The organism is Pseudomonas sp. MF6747 (assembly GCF_963890955.1).
GTDB lineage: Bacteria > Pseudomonadota > Gammaproteobacteria > Pseudomonadales > Pseudomonadaceae > Aquipseudomonas.
On sequence record NZ_CAWPSZ010000009.1, the window covers coordinates 118,193 to 135,307 of the forward strand.

Genomic DNA, 17,115 nt, shown 5'->3' on the forward strand with positions numbered 1-17,115 from the left:
GGCGCATTCCCCCACTTTTTGCATCCGTGATTGACCTATCTACCGACCATTGACGGGCGCCCCCGTGGCGCGCGACGTGGCTTGCGGCCACTCAAGGCTCTTTGCCTTATAACGTATTGTTCTAAAACTCCGTGAATCTGCTCGGGTCAGTCTCTGGGTGCCCACCCTTTTGGTGCGGTGCCTTTTTTGTCTGTCCCCAACGGAAAAACCGGTAAGGAATATATGTGCGGATTAGCTGGCGAGTTACGTTTTGATCACCAACCTGCCGACTTGGCAGCGGTAGAGCGGATCACCCATCATTTGGCACCACGCGGTCCTGACGCGTGGGGCTTCCACGCCCAAGGGCCGATTGCCCTGGGCCATCGACGCCTGAAAATCATGGACCTGTCGGACGGCTCGGCCCAACCGATGGTCGACGCCCAACTGGGGCTGTCCCTGGCCTTCAATGGCGCGATCTACAACTTCCCGGAATTGCGTGAAGAGCTGGAAGCCCTCGGCTACGCCTTCTATTCCGGTGGCGACACCGAAGTGCTGCTCAAGGGCTACCACGCGTGGGGCGAAGCACTGCTGCCCAAGCTCAATGGCATGTTTGCGTTTGCCATCTGGGAGCGCGACGCCCAGCGCCTGTTCATCGCCCGTGACCGCCTGGGTGTTAAGCCTTTGTACCTGTCGCGCACCGGCCAGCGCCTGCGCTTTGCCTCGGCACTGCCGGCATTGCTCAAGGGCGGTGACATCAACCCGATGCTTGATCCGGTCGCGCTGAATCACTACCTGAACTTCCACGCTGTGGTACCGGCACCGCGCACGTTGCTGGCAGGCATTGAAAAACTGCCGCCGGCCAGCTGGATGCGCATTGACGCCAACGGCAAGATCGAACAGAAAACCTGGTGGACGCTGCCCTACGGTCCCCATGACGATGAAAAAAACCTGACCCTGGAAGACTGGACCGACCGCGTGCTCGACAGCACCCGCGAAGCCGTGGCCATTCGCCAACGCGCCGCCGTGGATGTCGGCGTGCTGCTCTCCGGCGGTGTCGATTCGAGCATGCTCGTGGGCCTGCTGCGTGAAGTCGGCGTGCAGGACCTGTCGACCTTCTCCATCGGCTTTGAAGACGCCGGCGGCGAGCGCGGCGACGAATTCCAGTATTCGGATCTGATCGCCAAGCACTACGGCACCCGTCACCATCAACTGCGCATCGCCGAAAGCGAGATCATCGAGCAACTGCCCGCCGCGTTTCGTGCCATGAGCGAGCCGATGGTCAGCCACGACTGCATCGCCTTCTACCTGCTGTCGCGGGAAGTGGCCAAGCATTGCAAAGTGGTGCAAAGCGGTCAGGGCGCCGATGAGCTCTTCGCCGGTTACCACTGGTACCCGCAAGTGGATGGCGCCAGCGATCCCTATGCCGCCTACCGCGATGCCTTTTTTGACCGCAGCTATGACGACTACGCGGCCACCGTCGCCCCCAAATGGCTGACCGCCAACGACGCTGCCGGTGACTTCGTGCGCGAGCATTTCGCCATGCCGGGCGCCGACGCCGCCGTGGACAAGGCCCTGCGCCTGGACAGTACGGTGATGCTGGTGGACGACCCGGTCAAACGCGTCGACAACATGACCATGGCCTGGGGCCTGGAAGCACGCACGCCGTTTCTGGACTACCGCCTTGTCGAATTGTCAGCCCGTGTGCCCGGCAAATTCAAATTGCCCGACGGTGGCAAGCAAGTCTTGAAAGAAGCCGCGCGCCGCGTGATCCCGAGTGAAGTCATCGACCGCAAAAAAGGCTACTTCCCGGTGCCGGGCCTCAAGCACTTGCAGGGTGACACCTTGAACTGGGTGCGTGAACTGCTGCTGGACCCAAGCCAGGATCGCGGCCTGTTCAACCCGGCCATGCTGGATCGCCTGCTGACTGACCCACAAGGTCAACTGACGCCGCTGCGCGGTTCAAAGCTGTGGCAACTGGCGGCGCTGAACCTGTGGCTCAGCGAACAAGGAATCTGATTGATGAAACCTCTTGCAGCGGCTTACAGCCAACGCTTGCTGAAGGGCCAGGCGCCGACCTACGAGCGCCTGCAGGCCCGCCTGGCTGAAGATGGCAGCCCGTTGGGCGCCGAACCGATTGCCGTGCATTGCGGATGGGGCCGGTTGTTGATCGGCCATACCTTCCCGGACCCGGCAAGCCTGGCCCAGGAACTGCTCAAGGAACAGCCTGGCGAGCGTGACATCGCCCTGTACGTGGCAGCGCCCCAGCAGATTCTGGGGATCGACCCGCAGCAGCTGTTCCTCGACCCCTCCGACACCCTGCGCCTGTGGTTCAGCGACTATCGCCCCGCTACCCGCGTGTTTCGCGGTTTTCGGATTCGCCGGGTGCAGACCGAAGCTGATTGGGCGGCGGTCAACGTGCTCTACCAGGGGCGCGGCATGTTGCCGGTCGACGCTGAACGTCTGACCCCGCGCCATCAAGGCGGCCCGGTGTATTGGCTGGCCGAAGACGAAGACAGCGGCGCGGTGATCGGCAGCGTGATGGGCCTGAACCATCAGAAGGCTTTTCACGACCCGGAAAACGGCTGCAGCCTCTGGTGCCTGGCGGTTGATCCGCAGTGCACGCGCCCTGGCGTGGGTGAAGTGCTGGTGCGCCACTTGGTGGAGCACTTCATGAGCCGCGGCTTGAGCTATCTCGACCTGTCGGTGCTGCACGATAACCGTCAGGCCAAGAGCCTCTACGCCAAGCTGGGTTTTCGCGCGCTGACCACCTTTGCGATCAAACGCAAAAACGGCATCAACCAGCCACTGTTTCTTGGCCCGGGCCCGCAGGCCGGCTTCAATCCCTATGCGCGCATCATTGTCGAGGAAGCCCACCGACGCGGTATCGATGTGCACGTGGATGACGCCGATGCCGGCCTGTTCACCCTCAGCCATGGCGGGCGCCGCGTGCGTTGCCGTGAATCGCTGAGCGACCTGACCAGCGCCATCAGCATGACCTTGTGCCAGGACAAGAGCCTGACCCACAAAGTGCTCAAAGCCGCTGGTTTGAACCTGCCGTCGCAGCAATTGGCGGGCAGTGCCGACGACAACCTGGAGTTTCTCGACGAACATCAGCGCATCGTGGTCAAGCCGCTGGATGGCGAGCAAGGCCAGGGCGTGGCGGTGGATCTGCAGACCATCGAGGACGTGCAGAAAGCCATTGAAACAGCGCGCCAGTTCGACAGCCGCGTGTTGCTCGAGAGCTTCCATGAAGGCCTCGACCTGCGCATTCTGGTGATCGGTTTTGAAGTGGTTGCCGCTGCGATTCGGCGCCCGGCCGAGGTGACCGGCGACGGCCAGCACTCCATCGGCGCCTTGATCGAAGCCCAAAGCCGTCGTCGCCAAGCGGCCACCGACGGTGAAAGCAAGATCCCACTGGACGCCGAAACCCAACGCACCCTGCACGCCGCCGGTTTTGACTACAGCAGCATCCTGCCGCGTGGCCAGACCCTGGCCGTGCGCCGCACCGCCAACCTGCACACCGGCGGCTGCCTGGAAGACGTCACGGCGATTTTGCATCCCACATTGGTGGACGCTGCCGTGCGTGCGGCGCGTGCGCTGGACATTCCCATGGTGGGCCTGGACCTGATGGTGCCTGCCGCCGATCAACCCGAGTATGTGTTTATCGAAGCCAACGAACGGGCCGGGCTGGCCAACCATGAGCCGCAACCGACGGCGGAGAAGTTTGTGGATTTGCTGTTTCCGCACAGTCAGCCGACCGCCCAATAACCTGTGGCGAGCAGATCTCGTAGGGCAAGCCCGCTCGCCACATCAAGCCCGCCCGCCACACGACAGGCCCGCTGCCGCCACGAGCCGTCCGCCACAACAGGCCCGCTCGCCACACAAATCCGCTCGCCCCCATTCATCAGGAGTCTTTATGAGCCGAACCATCCCAGAACCGGATCTCACCTACCTGCAGAAGGTGCTGCTGGAAATGCTCGCCATTCCCAGCCCTACCGGCTTCACCGACACCATCGTGCGCTACGTCGCCGAGCGCCTGGAAGAACTGGGGATCCCCTTTGAGATGACCCGGCGCGGCACGATTCGCGCCACCCTCAAGGGCCAGAAAAACAGCCCCGACCGTGCCGTCTCGGCCCACTTGGACACCATCGGCGCCGCCGTGCGTGCGATCAAGGACAACGGCCGCCTGACCCTGGCGCCCGTCGGTTGCTGGTCCAGCCGTTTTGCCGAAGGCAGTCGCGTCAGCCTGTTCACCGACAACGGCGTGATCCGTGGCAGTGTGCTGCCGCTGATGGCCTCAGGGCATGCCTTCAACACCGCCGTGGATGAAATGCCGGTGAGTTGGGACCATGTCGAACTGCGCCTGGACGCCTACTGTGCCACCCGCGCCGACTGCGATTCGCTGGGCATCAGTATTGGTGACTACGTGGCGTTTGACCCGCTGCCCGAGTTCACCGACAGCGGCCACATCAGCGCGCGCCATCTGGACGATAAAGCCGGCGTGGCTGCACTGCTCGCCGCGCTCAAGGCGATCATCGACAGCGGCGAACCGTTGCTGATCGACTGTCACCCGCTGTTTACCATCACCGAAGAGACCGGCAGCGGCGCCGCCGCGGCATTGCCTTGGGACGTGAGTGAGTTTGTCGGCATCGACATCGCTCCGGTCGCGCCCGGTCAGCATTCGAGCGAACACGCAGTGAGTGTGGCGATGCAGGATTCCGGCGGGCCGTACGACTATCACCTGTCCCGGCATTTGTTGCGCCTGGCCTCGGACAACGACCTGCCCGTGCGTCGCGACCTGTTCCGCTATTACTTCAGCGATGCGCATTCGGCGGTCACCGCCGGGCACGACATTCGCACCGCCCTGCTGGCGTTCGGTTGCGATGCAACCCACGGCTACGAGCGCACGCACATCGACAGCCTGGCGGCATTGAGTCGCCTGCTGAGCGCGTACATCCTCAGCCCGCCGGTCTTTGCCAGCGATGCGCAACCGGCGCAGGGTTCGCTGGACCGCTTCAGTCATCAGATCGAGCACGAAACACAGATGGAGAGCGATACACGAGTGCCCTCAGTGGACAGTCTGGTAGGTCAGAAGTCCTGAGGCTGGCAACCTGATACTGGCAAGACGGGTCCCGGCGCAGTAGCATCGCCGGGATTCCACCTCTGAGGCTTTTATGCTGATTCCCTACGACGCACTTGAAGTCGACACCCTGACCCGGCTCATCGAAGACTTCGTCACCCGCGACGGCACTGACAATGGCGATGAAACGCCCTTGGAGACCCGCGTGCTGCGCGTGCGCCAGGCGCTGACCAAAGGGCAGGCGCTGATTGTGTTCGACCCTGAAAGCGAGCAATGCCAGTTGATGCTCAAGCACGATGTGCCCAAGCATCTGTTCGATTGAGAAAGCTCTAGGGGTTGGTTTCAGGTTGCGTGACTTGGCGCTCGAGGATTTTCTGATACACCTCGGCGCGGTGCACATTGACCCCTACCGGTGCCTGGATGCCGAATTTCACCTGGGTTCCGTTCAGCTCGAGGATATGCAAGGCGATGTCATCGCCGATGGAAATGATTTCGCCTACGGCGCGGCTTAAGACCAGCATGGCGGTTGTCCTTTTGGAGTGACAGGACCTTGACCATGCGCGCTCGGAGGGGGGGCGACAATGGCTTGCCACTAAATCAGGCGAGGCCTACGCGGGCTGGTAATTTGCCTGACAGACATCAGCTGCATCGGGCTGGCCGGGTACCTATCCGTTACCGGGTTGACGCCGGGTGAAGCGCCATCCAGCGGCGCCGCTACCGGCATAACGCCTAGGTACACGCCCAACACTTCAAGCCTTAACCGCCTGAGCCTTGGCCCGCATCTTGTCTGCCATGCTGGTCATCTCGTCATACAGCACTTGCGGATTTTTCTGCTTCAACGCCCAGGCCATGCGCCCCTGCTCGTGGGGCAAAATCATGAATTCGCCCTGTGCCACACGCTGGTAGATATAGTCGGCAATGTCAGCCGCCGAAATGGGCGAACTCTCCAGCAACTTGCCCACCTGCGCCTTCATCGCCGGGGTCGGCCCGCGAAACGAATCCAGCAAGTTGGTCTGGAAAAACGACGGGCACACCACGTGCACGCCAATTTCCTGATGCTTGAGCTCGACCAGCAAGCTCTCCGACAACGCCACCACCCCAGCCTTTGCCACGTTGTAATTACTCATGGCCGGCCCCTGCATCAATGCCGCCATCGAGGCAATATTGATGATCCGGCCCCTGCTCTTCTCCAACAACGGCAGGAACGCCTTGCAGCCCTTGACCACGCCCATCAGGTTAATCGCGATCTGCCAGTCCCAATCTTCCAGCGACAACTCGGCAAAGAAGCCTCCCGACGCTACGCCGGCGTTGTTGACGATCACATCGATACCGCCCAATTTCACCTCGCACGCCTGTGCAAAGGCGGTGAGCTGGCTGTAATCACGCACATCGCAGCGCTGCACAAACCCATCGCCACCTGCCTCGCGCACCAGTTTGAGCGTTTCCTGCAGGCCCGGCTCGCTGACATCCGACAAGGCCAACTGCCAACCCTCACGGGCCCAGCGCAGCGCGATTTCGCGGCCCAGGCCGGACCCGGCGCCGGTGATCATCATGCGATTTTGCATAGGAAATAAGCCTTGTGGTTCACGTAGGAAGTGATCGGCAGTGTAGCGAAGGTTTTTCCGACACCCACGCACCATCCAATTGATGAATACCTCGGGAAAACCTGAGGCCCGGTGCGAGGGATGGCGTATAGCGTAAGTTCAATAATTTTCAACTAAGCGCACGTAATTGCGAACGCATTAAAAGAAATAAGCAACTTTGCAAAATGCTTTAAAAAAGCAGGGAATTTTCTTCGAAGTGACAGAGTCGGAGTTATTAAGGCGTCCGTACTTAAACTCACGGGCCTGTCGTTAATAACCGGTCTTTTCAGAAGGCCCTATAAGGAAAAAAACCATGAGCCTCATTCTGATCATTATCTTGATCCTGTTGTTGGTCGGCGGCCTGCCGGTGTTCCCGCACTCGCGTAACTGGGGCTATGGCCCGTCGGGTATCCTGGGCGTTGTCCTGGTAGTGCTGGTGGTATTGTTGCTGCTCGGTCGGATATAAATTCCGCACAAAAAAAGAGGCCTCATTGAGGCCTCTTTTTTTATGCCCGGTTAATTAATCCGGCTTGCCGTCAATCACGCCGGCAGTGTTATCCAACAGGCTCTTGGTGGCCGTCTGCAGGAACGACTCGAGTTTCTGCTTCAGCGCCGCCTCGTCCGGTGACTCGGGAATCACTTTACCGGTCGGGTTCGCGCCCAGTTCATATTCCCACAGCTTGGGTGGCATCTCCTTGGGCAGTACCAGAATGCGGTCTGCGGTAACCAGCGCCACCGTCTGATCGCTACCCGACGGCTTGATCACGCCAAAGCCCTTGTCGCCTTCCGGCAGGTTCAGCAGGTCACGGCCCCAGCACTGGTGCAGGGTGTCGCCACCGAGGCGGCCCATGATGGTCGGCACGATGTCGATCTGAGTGCCCACGGTGTGGTCACGCTCGCCGAACTTCTCCTGCATGCCCGGCGCAATCATCAGCATCGGCACGTTGAAGCGGCCCAGGTCCATTTCGGTGATCTGCTGCTCGTTGCCAAAACCATGGTCGCCCACAATCACGAACAGGGTTTCCTTGAAGTACGGCTCTTTACGGGCCTTTTCAAAGAACTGGCCCAAGGCCCAGTCGGAGTAACGCATGGCCGTCAAATGCTCGTTGAGGCTGCCACGGTCGGTGACTTTCTCGACCGGCAATGGCGTCGGCAACGCGTACGGCGTGTGGTTGGACAGGGTTTGCAGCAGTGCGTAGAACGGCTTGCCGCCTTCGCGGGCTTTCAACTCTTCCAGGCCACGGTTGAACATGTCCTGGTCGGACACGCCCCACGTCGGGTCGGAGAACACCGGGTTGACGAAGTCATTACGCCCGATGAAGTTGGTCATGCCCTGGTTGCTGAAGAAGCCCGACTGGTTGTCCCAGGCGAAATCGCCGTTGTAGACATACACGTCGTCAAACTTGCGCGCGCTGAGCAACTGCGGCAGGCCCGACAGCTTGTGGCTGCCTTCCGGGGTCTGCATCAGGTATTCGAAGCCTGGCAGGTTCGGGAAGCACGCCATGGTGGCGAACATGCCCTGGTGGGTGTGCGTGCCGTTGGAGAAGAAGCGGTCGAACAGCAAGCCTTCCTTGGACAACTTGTCGAAGTACGGCGTGATATTGCCCGGGCGGCCCAGGGCGCCCACCGAGTGACCGGCGAAGCTTTCCATCAGGATGACCACGACGTTCTTGATCGGCAGGGTCTTCTCGGCCGGTGGCGTATAGTCACGGCGCACGGCGGCGGTGTCGGTATCCACCAGTTTCTCTTGCGGCAGCACCAACATGTCACGCACGGTCTGGGTGGCCAGCGGCTGGTCCAGGGTGGCCTTCCAGATATTAGAGCGTTCCTCGGAGAAGCGCGCCTTGGCTGCAGCGATCAGCGACAGCGTGCCGTTGAGGCCCAACTGGTTGGCGAAGTTCGATTCGGTGGTGTAGACATCACCCCAACGCAGCGGCGGGCCTTGGCGCAAGGTGCCGCGGATGGCGACCACGGCGATCAACAGGCAGACCACAAACACGGCGATGCGGCTGTACCACGGCGCCACTTGGCGGGTACCGATGCTGCCGCCGCTGAACGGGCCGCGGGGGCGCGTTGCACGGTCGGCACCTTTGAAGGCCATGCTCAGGATCAGCGTGCCCACAGCCCAGGCCAGCAGGTAACGCACAACCGGGAAACCGTACCAGAGCATGCTCATCACGGTTTTCGGGTCTTCCTTTACATACTGGAAGACCAGGCCGTTGAGGCGCTGGTGGAATTCGCGGTAGAAGTCCATTTCCATCAGGCCCAGGAACAGGGCAATGCTGGACGCGACGGTCAACCACAAACGGAAGAACCCGCGTGCCGCCATCGCCCGTACGCTGAACAAGGCCAGCAGCAGCGGGACCAGCACGTACATCACCAGGCGTATGTCAAAACGCAGCCCGTTGGCGAACGCTTCCAGGAACGTCGAGGCCGGCGTGTCGAGGATCATCTCGCGGTTGTAGACCAGCAGCGCCAGGCGCAGCAGGGAGAACATCACCATCATGACCAATGCGCAGAGCAGCGTGTACGCCAGATGGGATTTGACGGTCGGTTGCAGCAGGCGATTTGAAGCTCGCTGCTGACTCAGGGCGTCCGGGTTTGCCATGTCGTTTCAGGACCCATTGGAAGTTTAAGTTGCGAAAAAATGCAGTGGCGTCCGTCCCTCGCCCAGGCTGGCTGGGGTAGGCGGTTAACGCGGTGGCGCAAATGGTGCCCGATCAATGGCATCAACGCCATTAATTACTGAACGTGCGCCGCGCTTGTACCTTTAACGGCACTCGAGATAGAGCCTTGGCAGCGTGATAAAGCCGGCGGATTGTCTTGGAAAAGATGTGAAAATTTCGTGCAGCGAATACTTTCGACACACAAAACGCTAAATACCCTGGAAACGAATGTGGGAGCGGGCTTGCCCACGACAGCGATGTATCAGCCCGCACAACTGTGGCTGATAAACCGTTATCGCGGGCAAGCCCGCTCCCACATTTACCGTGCCCACTCAGGATTAGAGCGGGCCCAGGCGTCGTCAGATCCGCACGTTACCGCGTGGCCCGGCGATTGCCCAGATGATCAGGCCCAAGACAGGCAGCAACAGGATCAGCAAAATCCACAGCACTTTGGCACCGGTGCTGGCGCCGCTTTTGAACACGTTGATGATCGCCCAGATATCCAGCGCCAGGATGATCAGGCCAATCAAGCCATTAAAGGTGGAACCCATGGTGTCGCTCCTAAGTGAGGGCATGCACTTGTAGGATAGTCAGCCCTGGCAGGGGTTCCGTTTTATTTCAGACGTGGACGGCAACGCGCAGGGCTTCCAGGGACGGCTCGGCCTTGATGCCGACTTCAGCGCACAGTTCCAGCACGCGCGGCAGGTCGTTGCCGTAGACCAGCACCGCCTGAATCTCGTCATCCAGCAACTGACTGAAGTTGAGCAGCACATAGCCACCGTCTTGCGGGCTCAGCGCGCTCATCTGGATCTGGATGCGGTTCAGCGCCGTCAGGTCTTCAGTCTTGGCCAACTGCTTGGGCTTGAGCGTGAACGCCACGCCCGGGCCGAACGACGCGACGATCTGTGCAAACAGGTCGCCGTAGGTGTCGGCTTGAAACAGCACCGTGTCCGGCAGGCTACCGACCACGACCCACTCACCCAGAGGAATCGGGAAAGTGTCGTCGTAGTTGATATCCGGGTTGGCCGCCAGAAAAGCAGCCGGGTCCGCGTAGGCCTGGGCCGCTTCCTCGGCGATGCGTGCCACTTCGTCCTCGCCCATGACGCCGGCGCTGATTTTGCTGATGAGTTCAACGAGGGCGGTTTGCATGGGAAAGTCCTGTGGCGAGCTGGTTTTTGAGGGCGCGTAGCCTACACCAGTTTTTGCAACTGCGCCGCCGTATCCGCCGCGCCCATGGTGTGCGCCGCCGCCAGTGCGGTCGCACCCTGGGCATCGGTGGCTTTGGGGTTGGCACCCTGGCCGAGCAGGTAGTCGAGCATTTCGACACGGTTGAACATCGCGGCCATCATCAACGCCGTGCGGCCGTCCGAGGAGGCGCCGTCCACCGGCGCGCCGCCCTCGATCAGCGCCTTGACCACGGGCAGGTTGCCCTTGAACGCCGCACCGGCCATCGGCAGCTGGTTCTTGTCGTTGGCGATCAGCGGGTCAGCCTTGAATTCCAGCAGCACTTTTACTGCGTCGGCGTGACCGTGATAGGCCGCGAGCATGAGCAAAGTGTCGCCATTGTGATTGCGCAGGTTAGGCGGCAAGCCTTTGGCCAGCAGTGCGGCGAGCATGGCGGCATCGCCTTTGCGGGCCACGTCGAAGACCTGCTCGGCAAATTCAGCGGCTTCGTCTTCGGTCATTTGTTTAGGCTGGTCTGACATGTGGGGCTCCTTGTCTGGTTGCTTTATAGGCGCCCAGTGTCGCGATGGAGTTCCCCACTGTCATGGCTTTTTTGCCGAAAGCGGTCATAGGCAGAATCAATAGCGCTGCTTTTAATAGCGGAAATGTCCGCCCTGAATCTGCGCCAACAAGTGGCCGGTGACCGGCACGTAGCAATCCGACCCCGGCAGCCAGGCATACACCGGGTCATTGCCGGCCTTGCCCGGGTCGAAGGCCTCCTCTTTGAGGCGCACTTTCTGATACTTGAAGGTGCCGGTGGTTTCCATCTTCACCTTGATCCGCAGGAACAACGGCACCGCGTAATGCGGCAACTGGCCATGGGCGAATTGCAGCAATTCACGCATGTCCAGCGAGGCCAGGGATTCACTTGGGGTGATGGCGACCATGCCAGCCCGGCCGTTGGTGTTTTCGATCTCGACACCGTAGGCCACCACTTCGGCAATCTGCGGATGTTGCAGCAGCACGTTCTCCACTTCGGTGGTCGACACGTTTTCGCCCTTCCAGCGATAGGTATCGCCCAGGCGATCGACAAATTGCGCATGGCCGAAGCCGATGCTGCGCAACAAGTCGCCGGTATTGAAATAGCGGTCGCCCTTTTCGAACACGTCGGTCAGCACCACTTTGCGGTTCTTTTCCGGGTCGGTGTAGCCGTCGAACGGTGACTTTTCATCGATCCTGGCCAGTAACAACCCCTGCCCGCCTGTTTGCACCTTGCGCATGAAACCGTCGCTGCCGCGCACCGGTTCACCGCTGTCGTTGTTGTAGTCCACCAATGCCCAATGCTGCAGGCAAAAGCCGATGGTGTTGTCGAAATTCAGTACGTTGGTGAACCCGATGTTGCCGTCACTGGCGGCATACAGTTCGCAGATATGCTCAACGCCATAACGTTGCTTGAACTGCGCCCACACGCCGGGACGCAGGCCATTACCGACCATCTTGGTCACGCGGTTATCGAGATCCTGAGCGCTGGCGGGCTGATCGAGCAGGTAGCGGCACAACTCGCCGACATAGCCCAGGGTGGTTGCGTTGAATTTGCGCGCATCGTCCCAGAACTGGCTGGCGCTGAATTTACGCCGGATGGCAAAGCCCGAAGCCCCGACAATCGCCGAGCCCCAGCACACGCACAGGCCGGTGGCGTGGTACAGCGGCAACGTGCAATAGAGGACGTCATCCGGACCCATGTCCAGCGCAATGCTGCCGAAGCTGACGGCGGTTTTGGTCCAGCGCCCGTGCTTCATGATGCCGGCCTTGGGCAAGCCGGTGGTGCCGGAGGTGTAGATATAGAAGCAGGGGTCGTTGAAGAACACTTGTCCGGTACTGGCGGGGTTGTCCACCGAGCCGTCGGCACTGGCGGCCATCAGGTCGGTATAGCCTTCAGGCAGCGTGCTTGACTGCTGATCGGCGACAAACCAGGTCCTGTGCGCCGCGATTGTCACGTGCTCACGCACGCTCGTGTAGGCCGCTACCAACTCTGCGCCCACCACGATTGCCACCGGACTCACCAGATTCAGGCTGTGCACCAGCGCCGCCTGGGTTTGCGACGTATTGAGCATTGCACAGATACCACCCAGCTTGGCCACGGCCAGCACGCTCAACAGCAGTTCGGGGCGGTTTTCGATGAACAACGCGACCACATCCCCCTTGCCGATGCCCTGCTGGTGCAGGTGATGGGCGATGCGGTTGGCACGCTGGTTGGCTTGGGCGTAGCTGAGCACACTATCGCCATACAACAGCGCCGCGCCATCTGGGTTACGAGAGGTGGCCTGTTCGAATTGCCACCCCAGGCCGCAGGGCTGGCTGGGATCGGTGACGTTCGCGGCGCGCATGCCGCGCACCACGCGTGGCAGGGCCCGAACTATCGCCGGCACCTTACGCAGTAGCTTGCCCCAAGTAATCATGTCGTCGTGCGGATGGCTCATGGCGGAACGTCCTTTTTCTTATTCTTCATATGATCCAGACACCGCATCGGCCCTGTAGGAAGAGGACGGATGCTTTGCAGGAAAATACGCCTGCCATTCTTCAGCTGTACATGTGGGATTTGAAAAGTTTTGTATCCCATGCCGCCCAGCATCAAAAAGGGAATTGCGCGGCGCCGACGCGGTCATTAACTGTAACGAGGGAGCGAAATGCCCGGCCTCGATAGCGCAAAATGCAGGATGCACGATGGCCTTTCATGCAAATTGCACGAAAGTGAAAAAACTGAAAAATTTTAAGTGCCTGATTTATAACGATTTTTTAGACAATCCAATACTGGCACAATCACTGCACCTATCACTCCATGCTTGCCAACTTGAGCCAACGGAGCTGATAGACATGAGCCTGATCCAAGATAAATTCGCTTCTGTATTCTCCCAATACGACGTCACCACTCAGCCACGCCCAGACGGCGGGATCCTGTTGACCCTGCGCAACAGCGAAGGCAAACAGGTCAAGCGTTCGATTTCGTACCAACAACTGCACACCGCTGACCAGCTGACCTGGGTCATCAGCGCCATTCGCCGCGACCTGGCCGAACAAGCCAGCGAACTGCCACAGATCTCGATGCTGCAAAGCCAGAATCGCTTTGCCCTGCCGACCTACCATTCGGCCTGAGTAATCTGAGCAAAAAAGGCCGCGACGCCGTTGAGCGTCGCGGCCTTTTTTTGTGCCTTCAACAAAGCCCCTGTCGGGCTGCTGCATTCATCGCCTGCACGCGGTTGGTGACTTGCAGCTTGAGGTAGATGTTGCGCAGATGGAATTTAACCGTGGCTTGGGAAGTGGAGCGAATCTGGCTGATTTCCCAGACGGTCTTGCCTTCCGAGGCCCAGCGCAGGATTTCCAGCTCTGTCGGCGTCAGGGGTTTGCCGCACAGGCTCAGGCGTTTTCCAACGGCGCTCGGCACGGCAAGCGCGCGACACGGCTGCTCTGGGCCACTCATCAATCTCTCTCCTGTATCAGTGGATGCCATACCACCTTTCGGATTCCTGCGATTGACAGGTGATATAAACATTGAGTCGGCAGAGAGTTACATAACGAATGGATTGAAAGCATAAGGCGCCGCATAAACAGCTACGTCTTACATTTAATTGAGTTCCTTCCCACAACAACTTCCAACCTGCCGGGATTGAACCTTTAACTATTCGCGCTTAATCGTCCAAGCCTGGAAAGCCAGCGGCACTGTCCTGGTCAGTGAACTGAGGCACACAGCCTTCGGCTGTATGGAATAAACGTAGCGCCACACAGTGCGGATTCTCGCCCACGTCGAGCCAATGCGGCATTCCGGCCGGAACCACCAGCACGTCATTCTTCTCACAACGCACGGCGTAGACATATTCGCCCACGAGCAGGCAGAACAAGCCTTGGCCCGCGATGAAGAAATGCACGTTGTCGGCGCTGTAGCGACGCGCCTTGAGGCCTTCAGCGCGCAACTCGGCGCGCTGCGGATGGTCGCCCGTTACGCTCAATACATGAGCAGAGCCGTAGCCGAGGGCATCGATCTGCGACTGGTACGCGGCGATCATCTCTGCGTCACTGGCGCCTTTTTCAATCGGGCTGGGCTGCCAGCGGTCAAAACCCACGCCGTGCTCAACCAGGGTCGAGACGATGTCGTCGAAATGGGTCAACACCTTGTTCGGGGTATCGGGTGTGGCGAGCGGATAAACAGCGACATAACTCATTGCACGGTTCCTTTATTCGGCTCTTGCAATCGAAAGCCAATGATGAGGGCGGCGGCCAGGGCCGCGACACTGGCGATGCTGAAGGTCAGGGTCGGCCCCAACAGATTCCAGCTATAACCGGCATACAGCGCGCCCAATGCGCCGCCAGTGCCGGCCAGTGCGGCATACAGCGCCTGGCCCTGGCCTTGCTGGCGGGCGCCGAAGCTGCGTTGCACAAAGGCAATCGCCGCCGCATGAAAACTGCCAAAGGTGGCCGCGTGCATCACCTGCGCCAGCAGCAGCACCCAGAAAAATTCGGCGAATGAGCCCAGCAGCAACCAGCGCACGGCGGCCAACAGGAAACTTGCCAGCAGCACCCGTCGCACCGAAAAGCGCGTGAGGATGCGGCTCATGGCCAGAAACATCAGCACTTCTGCGACCACGCCCAAGGCCCAGAGCATGCCGATCACGCCACGGCTGTAGCCCAGATGTTCGAGGTGCAGGGTGAGGAAGGTGTAATACGGGCCGTGGCTCATTTGCATCAGCGCCACGCAGGCATAAAACGCCAGTACCCCAGGGCTGCGCAATTGCCTGAGAAAACCGTCACCGGCCAGGCGATTGTCGTGGGTCGCGGGTTGCGCATTCGGTACCCACAGGCTGGCACCGATGATGCCGGCCATGATCACCACGACCACCACCGGGTAAATGTCCAGGCTCAGCCAGTCGAACAGGCGGCCCATGATCACCACGGTGAGGATGAAACCAATCGAGCCCCACAGGCGGATCTGGCTGTAGCGCGAGGTTTGCTTTTGCAGGTGGGCCAGGGTGATCACTTCAAACTGCGGCAACACGGCGTGCCAGAAGAACGCATGCAGGGCCATCACCAGCGCGAGCCAGGCGTAGGTCTTGCTGAAGAAAATCAGTGAAAAGCTGGCCAGCGTACACACTGCGCCAAACCGGACGATGGCCAGGCGCCGCCCGGTGTAATCGCCGAGCCAGCCCCACAGGTTGGGCGCCACGCAGCGCATCAGCATGGGGATAGCCACCAACTCACCAATGCGTGCGCTGGAGAACCCGAGATGATCGAAGTACAGCGCCAGGAACGGCGCCGTCGCCCCGAGCAGGGCGAAGTAGAACAGGTAGAAGCTGGACAGGCGCCAGTACGGGAGGGTCGGGCTCACCATGGACGGGGCCGCTTCGCGGCCCTGCCTGAGCACGCCCGCCCGCCACAGGCTGTCACAGCTGGCCCAGCACCGGCGTATTCACGCGTACCTCGGCATTTTGCCCGCGGTTGCGCAGCAGGTGGTCCATCAACACGATGGCCATCATGGCTTCGGCAATCGGCGTGGCACGGATGCCGACACACGGGTCATGACGGCCCTTGGTGATCACATCCACCGGATTGCCGTGCACATCAATCGAGCGGCCTGGCGTGGTGATGCTCGACGTGGCCTTGAGGGCCAGGTGCGCAACGATCGGTTGGCCCGAGGAAATACCGCCCAGGATGCCGCCCGCGTTGTTGCTGAGGAAACCCTGCGGGGTCAGTTCATCGCGGTGCTCGGTGCCGCGCTGGGACACACAGGCGAAACCGGCGCCGATTTCCACGCCCTTCACCGCGTTGATGCTCATCAGCGCATGGGCCAGCTCGGCATCGAGGCGGTCGAAGATCGGCTCGCCCAAGCCAGGTTTGACGCCTTCTGCAACCACGGTAATCTTCGCGCCGACGGAGTCCTGGTCGCGGCGCAACTGGTCCATGTAGGCTTCCAGTTCCGGCACTTTGTCCGGGTCGGGGCTGAAGAAAGCGTTGTCGTCGACGCTGTCCCAGGTCTTGAACGGGATCTCGATCGGACCCAGCTGGCTCATGTAGCCGCGGATCACGATGCCCTGGGTGGCCAGATATTTCTTGGCGATGGCACCGGCGGCCACACGCATCGCGGTTTCGCGCGCCGAGCTGCGGCCACCGCCACGGTAGTCGCGTTCGCCGTATTTGTGATGGTAGGTGTAGTCGGCGTGTGCCGGGCGGAACAGGTCCTTGATCGCCGAGTAGTCCTTGGACTTCTGGTCGGTATTGCGAATCAGCAGGCCGATGGCGCAACCGGTGGTGCGGCCTTCGAACACGCCGGAGAGGATTTCGACTTCATCGGGCTCCTGGCGCTGGGTGGTGTGGCGGCTGGTGCCGGGCTTGCGGCGGTCGAGGTCGCGCTGCAGGTCTTCCACAGACAGCTCGAGGCCTGGCGGGCAGCCGTCGACAATGGCGACCAACGCCGGGCCATGGCTTTCGCCCGCGGTGGTGACAGTGAACAGCTTGCCGAAGGTATTGCCGGACATGCAGGGCGCTCCGTGAAATCAGTTGAATCAAGTCAACCGTAATAACTTAAGGCGGCCAGTATACGCAGGCTAACCGACTAGTTCATCCTCGAAACCTTACCGGTAGACGTTGGTCCAAC

At 60.6% G+C, this 17,115-nt stretch carries 17 protein-coding genes; 6 read left to right on the plus strand and 11 right to left on the minus strand.

All coding sequences use genetic code 11. The features are described from left to right. Positions 1-222 precede the first annotated feature (222 nt). From AACW30_RS10945 to AACW30_RS10960, 4 genes are all read left to right on the plus strand, one after another. Positions 223-1,995, plus strand: a complete 1,773-nt coding sequence (locus AACW30_RS10945; protein WP_119742388.1) for an N-acetylglutaminylglutamine amidotransferase — start codon at positions 223-225, stop codon at positions 1,993-1,995. Between the two features lie 3 nt (positions 1,996-1,998). Further along, positions 1,999-3,747: an N-acetylglutaminylglutamine synthetase gene (gene ngg, locus AACW30_RS10950; RefSeq protein ID WP_106576547.1), complete on the plus strand. Its 1,749-nt coding sequence runs from the start codon at positions 1,999-2,001 to the stop codon at positions 3,745-3,747. Between the two features lie 148 nt (positions 3,748-3,895). Further along, the gene (locus AACW30_RS10955) at positions 3,896-5,080 is read left to right on the plus strand and encodes an osmoprotectant NAGGN system M42 family peptidase (protein ID WP_106576546.1); all 1,185 of its coding nucleotides are present in this window, start codon (positions 3,896-3,898) and stop codon (positions 5,078-5,080) included. 73 nt (positions 5,081-5,153) lie between these two features. Then, positions 5,154-5,381 carry a YheU family protein gene (locus AACW30_RS10960; RefSeq protein WP_064453367.1) on the plus strand — a complete coding sequence of 76 codons (228 nt, stop codon included), beginning with the start codon at positions 5,154-5,156 and terminating at the stop codon, positions 5,379-5,381. A 7-nt stretch (positions 5,382-5,388) separates the two neighbouring features. Here AACW30_RS10960 and csrA read toward each other — a convergent pair whose 3' ends face one another. Further along, positions 5,389-5,580 carry a carbon storage regulator CsrA gene (gene csrA / locus AACW30_RS10965; RefSeq protein WP_124418124.1) on the minus strand — a complete coding sequence of 64 codons (192 nt, stop codon included), beginning with the start codon at positions 5,578-5,580 and terminating at the stop codon, positions 5,389-5,391. Between the two features lie 228 nt (positions 5,581-5,808). Then, entirely contained in the window at positions 5,809-6,624 is an 816-nt protein-coding gene (locus AACW30_RS10970) for an SDR family oxidoreductase (RefSeq protein ID WP_106576544.1), read from the minus strand. Between the two features lie 331 nt (positions 6,625-6,955). On the opposite strand from AACW30_RS10970, the gene AACW30_RS10975 reads away from it, so the two are divergent. Then, positions 6,956-7,108 carry a DUF3309 family protein gene (locus tag AACW30_RS10975; RefSeq protein ID WP_003236711.1) on the plus strand — a complete coding sequence of 51 codons (153 nt, stop codon included), beginning with the start codon at positions 6,956-6,958 and terminating at the stop codon, positions 7,106-7,108. A 54-nt stretch (positions 7,109-7,162) separates the two neighbouring features. Here the strand turns inward: AACW30_RS10975 and AACW30_RS10980 are convergent, their stop codons facing one another. From AACW30_RS10980 to AACW30_RS11000, 5 genes are all read right to left on the minus strand, one after another. Next, positions 7,163-9,250: an LTA synthase family protein gene (locus AACW30_RS10980; RefSeq protein ID WP_106576543.1), complete on the minus strand. Its 2,088-nt coding sequence runs from the start codon at positions 9,248-9,250 to the stop codon at positions 7,163-7,165. Between the two features lie 417 nt (positions 9,251-9,667). Beyond that, positions 9,668-9,859: a PLDc N-terminal domain-containing protein gene (locus AACW30_RS10985; protein ID WP_003172956.1), complete on the minus strand. Its 192-nt coding sequence runs from the start codon at positions 9,857-9,859 to the stop codon at positions 9,668-9,670. A 67-nt stretch (positions 9,860-9,926) separates the two neighbouring features. Continuing rightward, positions 9,927-10,457 (minus strand): hypothetical protein, encoded by a 531-nt coding sequence (locus AACW30_RS10990; protein WP_119742386.1) that lies wholly within the window; start codon positions 10,455-10,457, stop codon positions 9,927-9,929. Positions 10,458-10,498: 41 nt separating this feature from the next. Beyond that, positions 10,499-11,014: an ankyrin repeat domain-containing protein gene (locus tag AACW30_RS10995; protein ID WP_169367304.1), complete on the minus strand. Its 516-nt coding sequence runs from the start codon at positions 11,012-11,014 to the stop codon at positions 10,499-10,501. Between the two features lie 111 nt (positions 11,015-11,125). Beyond that, positions 11,126-12,952, minus strand: a complete 1,827-nt coding sequence (locus tag AACW30_RS11000) for a long-chain-acyl-CoA synthetase (protein ID WP_200625010.1) — start codon at positions 12,950-12,952, stop codon at positions 11,126-11,128. Positions 12,953-13,346: 394 nt separating this feature from the next. On the opposite strand from AACW30_RS11000, the gene AACW30_RS11005 reads away from it, so the two are divergent. Next, positions 13,347-13,625, plus strand: a complete 279-nt coding sequence (locus AACW30_RS11005) for a DUF3509 domain-containing protein (protein ID WP_016970113.1) — start codon at positions 13,347-13,349, stop codon at positions 13,623-13,625. Positions 13,626-13,683: 58 nt separating this feature from the next. Here the strand turns inward: AACW30_RS11005 and AACW30_RS11010 are convergent, their stop codons facing one another. The 4 genes from AACW30_RS11010 to aroC all read right to left on the minus strand — a co-directional run bounded on the left by AACW30_RS11010 (position 13,684) and on the right by aroC (position 16,996). Continuing rightward, entirely contained in the window at positions 13,684-13,950 is a 267-nt protein-coding gene (locus AACW30_RS11010) for a response regulator transcription factor (RefSeq protein ID WP_200625011.1), read from the minus strand. 208 nt (positions 13,951-14,158) lie between these two features. Beyond that, positions 14,159-14,689 (minus strand): acireductone dioxygenase, encoded by a 531-nt coding sequence (locus AACW30_RS11015; RefSeq protein ID WP_200625012.1) that lies wholly within the window; start codon positions 14,687-14,689, stop codon positions 14,159-14,161. Further along, complete coding sequence (locus AACW30_RS11020) at positions 14,686-15,852, minus strand: MFS transporter (protein ID WP_234452690.1); 1,167 nt, start codon at positions 15,850-15,852, stop codon at positions 14,686-14,688. The genes AACW30_RS11015 and AACW30_RS11020 overlap by 4 nt, the downstream gene beginning before the upstream one ends. 52 nt (positions 15,853-15,904) lie before the next feature. After that, positions 15,905-16,996, minus strand: a complete 1,092-nt coding sequence (aroC, locus tag AACW30_RS11025) for a chorismate synthase (protein ID WP_106576536.1) — start codon at positions 16,994-16,996, stop codon at positions 15,905-15,907. Between the last annotated feature and the right edge of the window lie 119 nt (positions 16,997-17,115).